The sequence below is a fragment of the Prevotella sp. C0026C3 genome (assembly GCF_056590795.1).
In genome coordinates this window covers 1-14,159 of sequence record NZ_JBWPWW010000028.1, presented here as the reverse complement: position 1 = coordinate 14,159, position 14,159 = coordinate 1, and the positions used below count along the sequence as shown (strand labels likewise).

Here is a 14,159-nt window from a genome sequence, read left to right as displayed (position 1 = left end):
GTGAAGATGAACGGCGACAAGGCCGGCATACTGGAAGACGTGACACTCAAGAACGCCTTCGCCGCAGCCCACTTCAGCGTCAAGGGCAAATACAACCCGCTCCTGGGCAACACATACAAAGCCCTCGTGGTACACGGCGACGTACCCCTGCAGGCCACCGTCGACGCGGCAAGCGGAAACATTGAGAGCACCGTCATGGCGGGAAGGGAGAGCAACGTGCGTGAGGGATTTGTGTTCACGACGGCGGCGAGCCCTGATGCACCCTATGACATCTACCTCCCTCTGGTGCCCAACAAGGTAGCGACCGACAAGGCCACGCTCTCCTTCGACATCTACACCGACAAGCAAACCTCCAAAAAAATCGTCTCCGCCGGAGCCCAACCGGCGACCGTAGGCAACAGCGCCGACGCCTTTGTGCGCACCGCCGATGGCACCCCATCCGTGTTCACCGTGAGCAAGGATGGCAAGAAGGTCAACTTCACCGACGGCAACCTGCAGTACATGATGCCCAAGCAGGTATATTCGCTCACCGTGCGCAAGCACATCGATCCCAACATCCTCTACCGCAAGGGCAAGGACAAACCACAAGAGCTGGAAGCCAAGTACAACGTGCTGAAGGGATACTACCGACTCGCCCCCGAGCAGTGGATCATGGTGCCTCCCACCAGCTACGCTAACAACTACTACTTCGGCATCTACACCTGTGTGCAGGACAACAACGACGCATGGAACGTGAGCTGCACCACCAACCCCGTGTTCGACATGTTCTTCTTCGGAAAACCAGAACACCCCACCCTCGTCGACAAGAGCACGGGCAAATATTTCCTGCCCACGAAAAACACCGAGTACCAGGGCACAGACAAAGACTGGACCAACTACGCGAAGCTGAGCGACAGCACCGACCCACTAGTAACCCTCAGTCTGAGCGAGTGGCAGTACCTGATCGATACGCGCAAATTTCCTGACGACGCCAGCACGTTTGCCTACGCCCTCGCGTTCCTCGACCTCAACGGCAACGGTACCGTGGAGAGTGAAGTGGACCAGGCTGGACTCGTGATATTCCCCGATGGAATGAAAAAGTCGACTGCAATGTCGCTCTTCACCGCAGCGAATATCTCTACTTTCGGCAAGAACCGTACCCTCGAGGGTAAGACGGCGGACGGCTATCTGGGCAAGATCCTCAAGAAGGAAGCCGTCACCGAGAAGGGCTGCCTCTTCTTGCCCTTTCCTGGATGGAACTCAGGCTTTAATGGTAAGAACTGCAAGATAGAGCAGATAAGCCGCCACTTCAACTACTGGACCTCCACGTCCGACGGTGCTTTGATACCGGGGAACGTGACAATGACCCACTACAACATCTCGATAAGCGGGGCAGTCAGTTCGTACGGCGGAGTCAGCGGCAACGCCGTGCGCTTGGTGCGCTTCGTAAAATGACACCGCCGTGAAACGCAATCCGCGCCTGCGGACGGGGCAAGACAACACTAAGTATTAACATTTAACAAACAGAAATCATGGGTAGATATATCAAGATAGAGCCGGGTCAGCCGGGCGGACTGACCGTGGAGCGGATCAAGTAGATTCTCTCAGCTTTATTCCCCCAAAAGGAAAAGGATATCTTAAAAGGGCTGATCGCAGCAATGCGGTCAGCCCTTTCAAATATGTTGTTGTCAATTATCATTCAAAAACAGTTATTCTCATTCTGTTTTTAATTGCTGAATATCTGTTTTTTTGCAGCCGTTGTTTTATAGGCTGGTTCTATAAATTACCACCGCATATAGTCATTAAATTTTTATGAAATACGTTTTGTTATCTTTTGGCACGGCTCTTTCATTTAAGGACATTGTTGTTTTACAACGAATGAAACAAACGACCTTTTAAATGAAAGAGCCGTGCGAACAACAGAGCTGATGTTAGTGTGAAGGGTGGCTTATTTTGACTATTTACTAAGAGTTGATGAAGATTCATGATTTTTAGGTATTGTAATATTTTTATTTTTTTTAATACCTTTGCAAATTAATTTAGTGTTCATCAAAGAGATTAAAATGAATCTCTTAATTTATTATTTACAAATATTATTTCACATGAAGAAAAAATACTTAATCCTTAGTATGATTGTTATGATGTATGCATTTGGTAATGCCAAAGAGCATATTAAGACAGATTCAACGTATCTTTTAAAGGAAGTTGTTATAAACACTACGCGTATCCCTGAAATAAAGTCTAATGCTGCTGCAACAGTAACAATTATAGATCAAAAGCAAATTGCAACAATGAGTAAAGCTGAACCTGATTTATCTCACCTTTTAGGTTTACTCACTCCAAGCATGGCGTTAGCAAGCAATACAACAAGTTCACGCTCCCAATCTCTTCGAGGTAGGGGCGCGCTCATATTAATAGATGGGATTCCACAATCCACTCCATTAAGATCTACAGACCGAGACATACGTTCTATAGATGTTTCTGCTATTGATCACATTGAAATAGTAAAGGGTTCGACTGCATTATACGGAAATGGTGCTATTGGAGGTGTAATAAACATTATCACAAAAAAGAATACAAAAAATAAAAAGATTGCCGGTGCGTCTTCTCTCTCAGGTTCAACTTATAATTTCTATCATGGAACACAAGGAATGGGCTATCGTGTCAACCAACAACTTTATGGTTCTATAGATAAATTAAACTATCTTGTTAGCGGTTCTTTTGTAAAAACAGGTAGTAGTATTGATGGTTCTGGTGAATATATCTCTCCACGCTATGGATTAGGTGATACTTATACGTCAAACGCTCTTATTAAATTAAGCTATGCATTATCAGCCAAAAATAAGTTAGAATTTATGTATAATTTCTATCGGAGCCTGCAGCATACTGCTCTTGTTCAGCAAAAAGGAAAATATCTAAAGAGTCCAGCTATAGGTATCTTCGGTGAAAAAGACCCACAGGCTGCTGATGAGGGTACACCTTATAACCATAATGCGTATTTAAAATTTTCCTCTCGTAAATTATTCTCAAATACAGATTTTGAGGCGTCTATATATGGTACAAGTTTATACACAATATTTGATTTCAGAAAACATAACCCGAAAAAACCGCGCTGGGAAGAAAAAAGCGGACAAGCTACCATCAAAGATCAAAAGATAGGTTTCCGTTCTCAATTTAATACATTCTTGTCAATATCTGAAAATCTCTTCACTCGTCTTACCTATGGATATGATTATCTTTTGGATGAAACCTCCCAGCCACTTGTAGATGGACGTTATTGGGTTCCTAAACTTCAGAGTAGTAATCATGCTCCATTCTTGCAAACAAAGACAACTCTTTGGGAATGTCTTCATGTAAAATTAGGAGGACGTTATGACGTTATAGATGTCAATGTACCTGATTACGATATATTGCGTACAAAACTCAGTAGTCCTGAAGTACATGTTAAGGGAGGTAAACTAAAATATAATAATTTCTCATTTAATGCAGGCATATCTTTCAATAAGTTGTCGATATTTCAACCTTTCGTTGCTTTTTCGCAAGGTTTTTCTATTTTTGATTTAGGGCGGACGCTGCGTGCAGCTAAAGAAGACGTTTTATCCAAGATTATTACTAATCCAGTAAAGACAAATAACTTTGAGTTAGGTGTATACTCTGATATCAATCATAGGTTACAGCTAAATGGATCTGTTTTTTATACCTATTCAAAGTTGGGTAGCGACCTTAAGATTGATGAAGCTGGTTTTTGGGTAGTCAACCGAACACCTCAAAAGGTATATGGAATGGAATTGAATGCAGATGCGCAAATATTAAACAACTTAAAAGCAGGTGCCAATTTCTCATGGTTTGAGGGGAAGCTCAAGTCTACTTCAGAGAAATGGGATACCTATATGTCTAACATATCTATCCCAGCAGCCAAGTTTGCTGTATATATTGATTATGCTCCTATTAAAAATATGTATATGCAGCTACATTACGTTCATACAGGAGACCGTAACCGCTTTGACACCACAGATAAAGGTATATATAACGAGGGTGAAGGAAAAGTTAGTAGTATAAATTTACTCAACTTTTCAACAGGAATAAGTTTAAAGGATTGGGAACTTAATTTAGGTATCTCAAACTTGCTTAATAATACTTATTATACACCGGCTTCAATGTTAATGGCAAGAGATGCAGAGTATGCGCATGCTGATGGGCGTAAGATAACATTAACTGCAACATTTAAATATTAAAAACAGAGGTCATAATGATGACCAGCAGTAAATATATATTGGCTGGTTCTATAAATTAGCTTTGTTAGATTTTGAGCTTATTTTTGAGGTCAAAATGCAAGAGAGTGAAGGAGTGTAGCGAGCTACACGACTGAACGAACTTACATTTTGAACCAAAAACGGAGCAAGCCGAATGCAATTAAACTTGTTTGAATTGTTGAGGCGCAGCCTGTTTTATATAAAAAGAAGCCAAAAGATAACAAAACGTATTTCATAAACATTTGACGACTATGTGCGGTGGTAATTTATAGAACCAGCCTAAAAACTATATTTCAGTTTTACCCACGCCTCCGAGTTCTTCGCATACATCTGGAACTTGCCCTTGTTGGCATGAAAATAGTCGTATCCGATAGCGATTGCTGTTTGGTCGTTGAGTGAATAGGTGGTGGACAGGCGATTGAAGATGCCGCCATCTGCCACGTCTATATAGGCAAAAGATGAAATTTTCACTGTGTTTTGCAACAGATCTTTGGCGAGTCGTACTGTGGCTATCCCTGCATGGCGATAGATAGGCAGTTTTTCGAGATTGCCCGATGTGTATTTGTGGCAATATTGCAGGCTTGCATTCCAGTCGTTGCCAGGGTACCAATCAATGCCGATGAGCGCATTGAGCGCATTGCGGCATTCCACTTCGCATCCCATTGCTGCATTTTGCGCCTCGTCGATGTATTTGGCAACCTCTGCTCGAATGACGAATTGTCCTATGGGCAACGAACAGTCGGCTCCTAACATCGTCATGCGACGATAGCGTCCATCGATGTGTAGTGACTTTCCGTCGGTTGTCATCCCCATGTGGAAGGCTGGCAACTTGTTCCATGTGCGCAAGGCACTCACAGAAAAATCCACACCGCTAAGGTTGACGGAGATGCGTCCGCCGTATTCCATGTTCTTCAGTCGCTTTTCTGGTTTTCCGCTTTCCAAGTCTATGGAATAAGGGAGAGAGGTGAACGGCAAACGCATTGCCCACGGATTGCACAGATCGGTAGGTATCACAGCGAAGTTAGTTACTGGGTTGCACACTGCTTCTGCTGTAATGACTCCCAAGGTGTATTTGGCACGTAAGCCATTCACAGGCATACGTATGTCGTCATAGTCTTGGGCGAGAAATTCGGTATAGTCGATGGGCGACACACAGTCGGTAAGGCGCAGTGCGTCTGCCACGCCCCATATCACGATTTGCCGTCCCACACGCAGGTCAAGGTTGCCTTTGGTATATGACAGATACGCCTCACGCAGTTCAATGCCTGTGCGTTCTTTCAGTATTCCGTTGTAAATAGCGTTCAGTGAGACAAAGAGAGCTGTCGCTCCTTTTTCGAGTCTCACTTCGCCCCTTGCCCGAGTTCTCGACGCCATCCAGTCGGCATTCCCCGTTGTTCGGAGTGCGTGATAGGTGTCAAGAAATCCCTTCACCCGAACGCGCAGGGCGTCATCGCTGTCTTTGTCATACGTCTCTTGAAGTGTCTCTTCGGGTACTGTTTCAAGACTGTCAACAGCTGCTGTTGGCGTTTCTACTTGGGCTGATGCCTGTGCCGAGAACATCGGCACAAGCAAGAGAGTAGATAGTTGTATCAGGTTCATGTCAGAGTCCTTTCTCCAATTTGGAAACGGTGAAGAGGTTCGGCGCCACCTTGACATTGAATCGCTGGTTGTCCATGCGAATGATGGTCTTGTGACCCGTCTGCACATTTTCCATTTGCATGAGGTGCATCGTCCAGAATCCCTGTACTTTATCGATGTTGGAGATAGACAGTCGGCGGTGTAGCTTGTTTAGTTTGTCGTAGTATTCAGCCTTGACAGCCATCAAACAGTCTTGTCTTATCCATGTTACTCGACGTGTATAAATTTCGTCCTTGTCATTGGGAATCGACTGTACCACCCAGCATCGGTGTCCGTCTAAGTTTTCTTCTCGCAGGAGCTGGTGTTTTTCCTCGTCCACATTGCGCATACTCATGTCGTTGTAGGTAAAGTCGCTACCCATGAAGTAGTCGGTCTTCGACGACTTACCGCTAATGCGTCTCGTCTTTTTCATGGCAGGCAGATAGAGCCACTTGTCGTCCACCTTGTGTGGATTGTCGTAGTCCCAGGTGAGAAATCCTGTTCCCTTCACATCTCCGGGATAAGTGAAGAACATAATTTTCTTTGTATCCTTGCCCACGTCCATAGCCCACGACTCGAGTTTTCTGATGCGCTTGTGTCCACTTCGTTGAATGAGTGTCATCTCTACGGTAGCGTAGCGTGTGTCGCCATCAGGTCGGTTTTTTACTTTTTGCATAATATCTCTACCAGACAGTCCTGCTGCCTGTGCGCTACCAATTGCCAACAGGGCGATGAGCAGCAATGTAAAATTTCTTGTTGTCATATTTTTTTTGATTTAATTGTTATTTTGAGTGTTGTTGATGTTTACTTTTTCTTGCTTGAAGATGTGGAGATAGTCTATGAGGATAGGGGTGAGGAAGAGGTCAGCCAACAAAGCCGATACCATGCCAGCTACTGCCAGTATGCCCCAGTTGCTCATCTGTGTGGCATCGGAGAAGACGAAGCCCATGAATGTTGCCGAGATAACAACTGTGGACATCACAATGGCAAGTCCTTCGGTGCGGAAGGTGCGGTTGATGGCTTCTGCATAATTGCCGCATCTGTCGTATGCCACATGACTGTGGTTGATGAAATGAATGGTGTCATCGACTGCGATACCCAAGACCATCGGAATGAGCGAGGCGGTCATCATGTCGAGTGGGTAGCCAAGCCAGCCCATCATTCCACCTACGATAATGGCAGGGGCAATGTTGGGTATCATTCCTACGAGTCCCACTTTCCAGTTTCCAAAAATCAGAACGAGGATAATGCCGATCACCAATACCGATAGCATCATCGACCACATCTGTCCTCGCTCCACATACTGCTGCATGACGGTGAATTGCGGAATATTTCCTACCACCGAAACGTGTGCATCGGGGAAGAGACGGCGTGCCTCCGCCTGAAGGTCGTTCATTTCCTTTTCGGCTTCGTTGGAGTTGTAGTCTTTCAGTTCTATTTGTAGCCTTAGCCGTTTGTAGTTGTAGTCCATCCAGTATTCCGACTCCGTTCCTCCGGCGTTTTCGTAGAGCAACAGCAACTGTGCCACCATATCGGCATTGTCGGGAATGGTGTAAAATTGCTGCTTGTTCCCATTGAGCGTGCAATTCATGTCTTTCACGATGTCAGTGATGGAGTTGTGGCGTTTGGTTAGCTTGTAGCCGTCAGCAATTTTTGACAATTGGTCGAGCTTCTGTAAATTTTCTGGTTTCTTGGCATCGTTGTCGTGCGGCAGCGTAATCATCAAATCGTAGGCATACATGGAGCCGAGTTCCGTTTCACAAAGGTTGAGGAATTTGTTGACGTAAGGCACTTTTCTCCCCATTGTCTTCTCAATGTCGAACGCTGGCTCGATGAAGAAGAGTCCGATGCCACAGAAAATCGTCAGCACCACCGACAACGCGACAATGCCCCGATGATGGCGTATTACAAAACTTCCGAATTGCTCAAACCTATTGCCAATATAGCCCTCAAAGCTCTTCGACATGTTGACGGCTGGTTTTCTATCTTTGCCAAACGACAACAGAAGGGGAGTGATGAAAAGGCAGGTAATCAATACGGCGAGCAGACTGATTGATGTATTGACACCAATTGCCTGCATGGGTACGATGTTCATGGAAAGGAAAGTCATCATGGCTGCCACGGTGGTGAGTGCCGAGAGCGATACGCCCCAACCAGTCTCGCCCATCGCATCGATGATGGATTGCCTGCGCCTACCTGTCTCTACGAAGCGCGTCTTGAAGAAGTTGTACAGGTGGATGTTGTAGGCAATGGAGCAGGCAAAGGTGAGAATGACGGCTATCATCATGGTTGTCATGTCGATGTAGATGCCTGTCCAGCCGATGATGCCAAAGCTGATGAGCAGTCCTAAGACAGAGGTGAGCAATGGCGCTATTACTCCACGTAGCGAACGAGTTACAATGAGCATTACTACAATAGAGATGATGAATGCGAAGAGGAACAATCGTCCCATTTCGCCCTTGAGATAGACCACCTTCTCATAGCTCAGATAAGGCATTCCTGCAGCAGCGGGCGACAGTTCTGCATATTTCTCCTTTCCTATGATATGTCCAGCTTCCCTGCCAGTAATCATGTCGGGAGCCATGTCGCTTGTCTTCTTCCACACACTATCGGCAGGGAAGGGGCGCAGCTTTACCATGATCCATGTCATTGTTCCATCGGTCGATACCATTTTCTTCGCCAGATAGGGTTTGCTGTAAGCCTTGCGCTTGATTTCTTTCAGTCCAGCTGCATCCGATGGAATCTGCTCTGGTACAATCTGCTCTATGGTCATACCTTCTTCCGTACCAGAGGCAAACTCAAGGTCGGTGAGCGATGTTACTTTGTCGGCGTACGACAGGCTATCTTTCAGTTCGTTGCTCAGCTCACGAATGAGCGTGAGACTGCGGTTGGAGAAGATATCCTTATTCTTTACCAGCACTGCCACATAGTAGTCGTTGCCAAAGATAGACTTGAACTCGTTGGTCTTGAGCAGCATAGGGTCGTCGCTTAGGAAATAGTCATCGAACGAGGTCTTCACCACGATGCGCTTCGTTCCCACGAACGAGAACGCGACAAGCAGGGCGAACAGCCCCGCCACAAGCAACCGATGGCGCAGTATCCACTCCGCCGTCTGCCTGAACTTACGGTTGATTTTTTCGATTTTCATTGTTGTTTTTATTTTGATGATTTATTTTCCTGTTGCAGTCTCACCATCCGGGCAAACTCTCCACCTTTTGCCATCAGTTCATCGGGTGTGCCCTGTTCCACGACTGTTCCGCCCGAGAGTACTATGATGTGGTCGGCACCCAATACGGTGCGCATGCGGTGCGCAATGATGATGACGGTCTTGTTGCGCACCAGTTCGGAGATACCAGCCTGAATCTTTGTCTCGTTCTCGGCATCAAGGCTGGCGGTTGCTTCGTCTAAGAGTATCACAGGAGCATCTTTTAAGAGTGCACGGGCTATGGAGATACGTTGCCGCTCCCCACCCGAAAGGGTTTCCCCATTTTCGCCAATCACCGTGTCGTAGCCTTGTGGCATACGATTGATGAAGTCATCGCACTGTGCCAATCGTGCCACATGCCTTACTTCCTCATCGGTGGCGTCGCGCTTTCCTATGCGTATATTGTCGGCAACGGAGGCATTGAAAAGCATCACGTCTTGGAACACGACGGCATAGTTTTTAAGCAATGTCTCTGGTTCTATGCCAGAGATGTCGTGTCCGCCCAGAGTTATCTTCCCGCTATTGATGTCCCAAAAACGTGCAGCGAGCTTGGCTGCGGTGCTTTTTCCTCCTCCAGATGATCCAACGAGTGCGGTTATCTCGCCTTGTCGGGCAGTGAATGAAACATTGTGAAGCACCTGCTTATCTGTTTCGTAGGAAAAGCTGACGTTGTGGAACTCAATGTCATAATTTGAAACTTCCACCTCGGTGTCGCCCGTCTGTATGGGCATTGCCTCCATCTCTTTCATTCGCTTGATGCGTACATCGAGAAAAGTAAGAACGGCAAGGTGATTGCATACTTCAAGAATAGGATTATAGACCATTGCCGAGACAAGGAGGAACGCCAGATAGACGAACACCGACACGTCGCCACGCTGAAGCATCCATGCACCTACAACGATGACGGTAGGCATGCCCAATTTAAGCAATACAGCAGAGATATTGACAAACGCACCTGTCAAGAGTTCACCAGCAACAAGTCCTTTTTCCAATATTTTTAATCGCTGGTCGAACCGCTGGTTATATTCGTCCTCGCCATTGTACGATTTGATTTCCTGCACACACTCCAGTCCTTCCTGTATCTGTTCGCTCACTCCTCGTTTGATGTGGTAGACATGTGTAAAAGCCTTGTCCATTCGATTTCGTGAAATCAACAGCACCACCAAGGCAAAAGGCACTACCCAAAACAGAGCGATGGCTAATCGCCAGTCGTAACAGAACATTCCCGCTGCGATAATGACAATGCTCACCACAGAAGCAAACAGTTGGGGAATGGCGTGCGAGAACGTTGTTTCCAATAGTGTGCAGTCTTCCATAATAGTGGCAGTGAGGTCGGAGAGATTGCGCTCACCAAAGAAGGCGAGAGGCAAACGGCGCAGTTTCTCGGCTAAGGAGATACGGCGTTGCGCACTCTCATTATATACGGTGGTATAGGTACTGTCGTATTGCCGACGAATCACGACGAGCATCACGACCATTAACCCTGCTGCCACGAGGAGATAAAACCACAACGTATGAGGGGCATTCATTGACTTATCATCGAGATACTCCATCAGGAAGAAAAACAAATAAGTGGGTGGCAGCATCAGCACAAGGTTGAGCAGTGTCGAGAAGATGATGCCTTGCCGCAAGTCTTTTGCCCCTTTTTCCGTAAGAGCGAAACGGTTTTGAAAATATTTAATCATGACTTTATGACTTTATGACTTTTAATAGATGATAGTTTCCACGAAACGGATTGTTGATATTCATTCCACATACGGTGGTATTGCTTTTCCCTGCTCAATAGTTCCTTGTGCGTACCCTGTTCGACTATCTCGCCGTTGTCCACAACTACGATGCTGTCGGCATCTTGCACAGTGGTTAGTCTATGAGCTATCATCAGCACGGTCTTTCCTTGGGTGAGATGTGCCAGTGCCTTACGGATAAGCTGTTCGTTTTCGGGGTCGGCAAAGGCGGTCGCTTCATCGAGCACCACGATAGGAGCATCTTTCAGAATGGCACGAGCAAGAACAATACGCTGCTGCTCACCTCCCGAAAGATAAGTACCTTCGGCACCGATAACGGTATCTAATCCCTGTGGCAGCCGGTCGATAATCTCGCGACTTTGTGAGAGGTCGATGGCACGGTTGATCTGTTCAGTCGTTGCATCAGGATTGCCGTAACGTAGGTTTTCGATAAGCGAAGTCTTGAACAGACGGGTGTTCTGGAAGACGAACGACACGTTGCGCATCAGTTCGTCCTTGCGCATATCCCTCACGTCTATGCCTCCTATGGTAACGCTGCCATGACGAACGTCCCAAAAGCGAGGTATCAATCTTGCTATCGTGGTCTTTCCGCTGCCCGACGCTCCTACGAGTGCAACCGTCTTTCCTTCGGGAATGGTCAGGTTGATATGACTCACTGCATCTTTTTCCGCTCCCTCATATCGGAACGAAACATCGTTGAAACGAATGTCATACGCTTCTGCCCGTTTTGGCTCGTCATGCTGCGAGAGCGGTGCAATATCAGTGAGCTGCTCTAATCGTTCCACAGCCTCGTTTGCCATGAATAGATCCTGACTGAGATACATGGCTTTCATCACGTTGGAAGCGATGAGCGGTGCAATCACCACATAAAGTATCACGTTGGCAATAATTGTGGTGGTATCTCCACCGTGTCCTATCAGGATAATAGCAGTAGGAACGAGGATGAAGGCAAAGGCATTGATAGCCAGTATATAAAATGACATTGGCGTGCGCCACACAAGCGTACACTTGATGACAAGGTCGCGGTAGCTGATAATGCTATCGTAGAAGCGTTTGAACGAGAAGACCGTTTGTTGGAACACCTTGACCACGGGAATACCTCTGACATATTCCACTGCCTCTGCCCCCATCTTCTCCTGCGCATCAAGGTAGAGCCTTTGAAACTGGTTGTTCTTCGGGTTCATCATATATCCCATAATGCCTATCGCACCAATGAGAGGTATTATTGCAGCCGCACCCAACTGCCAATCCACAGCGAATAACAGTACGATAACACCTATCGGAGCAACGACACAGCTCGCCACATCGGGTAGCAGGTGCGCCACAAAGGTATGTGTCTGTCCCGAATCCTCATCTATGATTTTGCGCATACGCCCCGTGTTTTGTTCATCGAGATAGCCCAATGGTGCACGCATCAGTCGTTGCATCGCTTTGCGCCTCATGTTGGTTTCGATACGGAATGCTGCAAGATGAGAGAGCATCAGTGCCAAAAAGTAGAGCAACACGTTTGCCACCGATATAATAAAAGCCCATAGGGCATAGTCTATAAGAGGGGTGTTTGAGAGATTGCCCTTGGCGATAAGTAGTGTGCGCACCACGAGCCACAAAAGTATGAATGGGACAAGCGACAGCAGTCCGTTGACTGCCGACAGTGCTACGGAGCATGGCAGCAAGTATTTGCGCCCTCCCATGTAAGCTCCTAAACGTTTGAGAGTTTTCATCATATATTATCGTCTTTTAATAATTAGTCTTTATGGTTTCATTAATGCTTTCCAACCTGCCATGCTAAAGTCCATGTACTGCTCCAAGGCAACTTTGATATCCTCGTCGCTGTAATCTTCGTGTTCTACAATCTCGCAGAAAACGGTTATCCATGTAGAGCAAGTGATGTGAACCAAGAATGGCGAAATGTTGGCGTTGAGATGTGGATAGCGTTCTTTCATCAGTCGCAGGTATTCCATGCCCACCTTCATCTGTCTGTCCACCATCTTGTCTTTATATCCTTGTAGCGACGTACCCTCCGAGTTGAATAGGAGCAGTCGAAGCTCTGGGCGAAAGTCTTTGATGATGGCGAGCATAGCAAAGATGTAATCTATTTGGTGTTGCCGCATGTTGAACACGTCTATCGACAGGAACTTTTCGTCATTGTGCGACAGGATGTGTTTGTTCAACGCCTTGGTGAGAGGTCGCAGCACCTCGCAAAACAGTTCGTCCTTGCTCTTGAAGTAATTGTATAGATTTCCTACAGCGACACCTGACTTGCGAGCCACTGTGCGGATGGAGGTGCAGCGTACGCCATGTGCGATAAATTCTGCACGGGCGGTAGCGATGATGCGCTGCCGAATGTCATCTTTCAGAGTTTGCATGATGAGGGTAAAGGATGAATAGTGAACGTTGTTCTATTTTGTTCAAAAAAAAAGCGCACCGCTCATTGCCTGAACGGTGCGCCTCGCATGGGATGGCAGCTTCCTGCTGCCTGATATGTCGTTTTCTCCTTGTCATGTCATGATGGTTGTTGATGGCGACAAAGGTAAGGATAAAGACCAGGACGGGCAATACCCACTAATGGGTATTTGTGCCGCTCCGTGCGGGCCGACGACATAAAAATAGGCCGCACGCTTGGAATTATCGGACAATTTTCGTATCTTTGCCACCAAATTTATCAACTCCGTGGCTCGCGCCACGTCAAATCAATGTGCAGTGTGTGTAAAATGCAAAACTTTTTTGATGACAGCGTGATTTTTGCGACAGATTATTTGGTAGTTCCAAATAATTTGCTAACACACACACACACACACACACACACACACACACACACAGGCTAACCGCCGGTCAACTCTCTTTTTTAAATATACGCATACGCGCGCGAGGCGCAGGTATGGAAACAAAGGCAGGACGGGGATTCCACAGGAATTTCCTTCCTGCCTTTTTCGTGTCCGCTCGCCAAGCGGACGGCGGCGTAAGCAAGCGTCAGCAATAGACATTTCTCAAGTATAATTATCAGTTAAAGAACAATATCAAAGAACGAGCAAAATGAAAAAGAAAAAGTACATTACACCCAATGTTGAAATCGTTCACACGGAAATACAACAGAACCTGCTCGCTGGCAGCGGAATAGACGGTTCGATGGACAGCGATGAGAGCGGCTGGGAGGAGGTAGACAACAACGACCCATCAGTTTCAGGACGAAGCGCGACAGGGTCGAGCAGGGCCTTCTACAGCGACAGGGAAACCAAGTGGTAGGCGGAAGCAGCTTACAGGAAAGCGACTACGAAACAAAAGTATCAAACGACAAAAATGATTAAGAAAGACTGTATGAAAGCAATCAAAGCAATGAGACAGGCAGCGGTGACCGTAACG

9 protein-coding genes are annotated in these 14,159 nt (G+C 46.6%); 3 read left to right on the top strand and 6 right to left on the bottom strand.

Features of this window, described 5'->3' with window-relative positions; genetic code table 11:
- Positions 1 to 1,434 (top strand): hypothetical protein (locus AC1EK4_RS11350; protein WP_480358318.1); only part of this gene is annotated, 1,434 nt, incomplete at its 5' end.
- A 647-nt stretch (positions 1,435 to 2,081) separates the two neighbouring features.
- Positions 2,082 to 4,214 (top strand): TonB-dependent receptor, encoded by a 2,133-nt coding sequence (locus tag AC1EK4_RS11345; protein WP_480358316.1) that lies wholly within the window; start codon positions 2,082 to 2,084, stop codon positions 4,212 to 4,214.
- A 297-nt stretch (positions 4,215 to 4,511) separates the two neighbouring features.
- Here AC1EK4_RS11345 and AC1EK4_RS11340 read toward each other — a convergent pair whose 3' ends face one another.
- Genes AC1EK4_RS11340 through AC1EK4_RS11315 form a run of 6 tightly spaced genes read right to left on the bottom strand, consistent with a single transcriptional unit; the run spans position 4,512 to position 13,165 of the window.
- Entirely contained in the window at positions 4,512 to 5,831 is a 1,320-nt protein-coding gene (locus AC1EK4_RS11340) for a DUF1302 family protein (protein WP_480358315.1), read from the bottom strand.
- A 1-nt stretch (position 5,832) separates the two neighbouring features.
- The gene (locus AC1EK4_RS11335) at positions 5,833 to 6,612 is read right to left on the bottom strand and encodes an outer membrane lipoprotein-sorting protein (protein ID WP_480358314.1); all 780 of its coding nucleotides are present in this window, start codon (positions 6,610 to 6,612) and stop codon (positions 5,833 to 5,835) included.
- 12 nt (positions 6,613 to 6,624) lie between these two features.
- Positions 6,625 to 8,997: an efflux RND transporter permease subunit gene (locus AC1EK4_RS11330; RefSeq protein WP_480358313.1), complete on the bottom strand. Its 2,373-nt coding sequence runs from the start codon at positions 8,995 to 8,997 to the stop codon at positions 6,625 to 6,627.
- Between the two features lie 8 nt (positions 8,998 to 9,005).
- The gene (locus AC1EK4_RS11325) at positions 9,006 to 10,739 is read right to left on the bottom strand and encodes an ABC transporter ATP-binding protein (RefSeq protein WP_480358311.1); all 1,734 of its coding nucleotides are present in this window, start codon (positions 10,737 to 10,739) and stop codon (positions 9,006 to 9,008) included.
- Positions 10,736 to 12,523, bottom strand: a complete 1,788-nt coding sequence (locus AC1EK4_RS11320; RefSeq protein ID WP_480358309.1) for an ABC transporter ATP-binding protein — start codon at positions 12,521 to 12,523, stop codon at positions 10,736 to 10,738. The genes AC1EK4_RS11325 and AC1EK4_RS11320 overlap by 4 nt, the downstream gene beginning before the upstream one ends.
- Before the next feature lie 27 nt (positions 12,524 to 12,550).
- Positions 12,551 to 13,165, bottom strand: a complete 615-nt coding sequence (locus AC1EK4_RS11315; RefSeq protein WP_480358307.1) for a TetR/AcrR family transcriptional regulator — start codon at positions 13,163 to 13,165, stop codon at positions 12,551 to 12,553.
- Between the two features lie 667 nt (positions 13,166 to 13,832).
- Here AC1EK4_RS11315 and AC1EK4_RS11310 point away from each other — a divergent pair.
- Positions 13,833 to 14,042 (top strand): hypothetical protein, encoded by a 210-nt coding sequence (locus AC1EK4_RS11310; protein WP_480358306.1) that lies wholly within the window; start codon positions 13,833 to 13,835, stop codon positions 14,040 to 14,042.
- Positions 14,043 to 14,159 lie beyond the last annotated feature (117 nt).

Bases quoted from the DNA above. Each gene is read 5' to 3' on its own strand.
- AC1EK4_RS11345 (WP_480358316.1), top strand. From the start codon at position 2,082: ATGAAGAAAAAATACTTAATCCTTAGTATGATTGTTATGATGTATGCA.
- AC1EK4_RS11330 (WP_480358313.1), bottom strand. From the start codon at position 8,997: ATGAAAATCGAAAAAATCAACCGTAAGTTCAGGCAGACGGCGGAGTGG.
- AC1EK4_RS11335 (WP_480358314.1), bottom strand. From the start codon at position 6,612: ATGACAACAAGAAATTTTACATTGCTGCTCATCGCCCTGTTGGCAATT.
- AC1EK4_RS11325 (WP_480358311.1), bottom strand. From the start codon at position 10,739: ATGATTAAATATTTTCAAAACCGTTTCGCTCTTACGGAAAAAGGGGCA.
- AC1EK4_RS11315 (WP_480358307.1), bottom strand. From the start codon at position 13,165: ATGCAAACTCTGAAAGATGACATTCGGCAGCGCATCATCGCTACCGCC.
- AC1EK4_RS11340 (WP_480358315.1), bottom strand. From the start codon at position 5,831: ATGAACCTGATACAACTATCTACTCTCTTGCTTGTGCCGATGTTCTCG.
- AC1EK4_RS11320 (WP_480358309.1), bottom strand. From the start codon at position 12,523: ATGATGAAAACTCTCAAACGTTTAGGAGCTTACATGGGAGGGCGCAAA.
- AC1EK4_RS11310 (WP_480358306.1), top strand. From the start codon at position 13,833: ATGAAAAAGAAAAAGTACATTACACCCAATGTTGAAATCGTTCACACG.